Genomic DNA, 277 nt, shown 5'->3' on the forward strand with positions numbered 1-277 from the left:
GGGTCGAGGGTGATGGTGCGGCTGTCGCGCAGCATCTCCCCCGTGGTCGGCACCTGGATCGCCGGGAGCAGGGCACGCAACTCGACAGAGGCGGAATCGTAGGCCAGGACCGCAGCGTAAACCTTACCTCGCGTCAACGGCTGAAGATCAGCTACAGCCCGCATAAACCCGTTCCACGTCACCGGAAGAGGCAGAGACCGCTCGGTGACCAGTTGTTCGTAGGCGCTTTCCCATCCGGAGGCTTCGGTTGTCAGCCATCCGGCCAGTTCTTGAAGCT

Annotated in this window: 1 protein-coding gene; it reads right to left on the reverse strand. The window is 62.8% G+C overall.

The genetic code is table 11. The features are described 5' to 3' along the window. Positions 1-277 (reverse strand): hypothetical protein (locus QSK31_RS48650; protein WP_285692020.1); only part of this gene is annotated, 277 nt, incomplete at both ends.

The sequence above is a fragment of the Actinoplanes sp. NBRC 103695 genome, from assembly GCF_030269485.1.
Classification (GTDB): domain Bacteria; phylum Actinomycetota; class Actinomycetes; order Mycobacteriales; family Micromonosporaceae; genus Actinoplanes.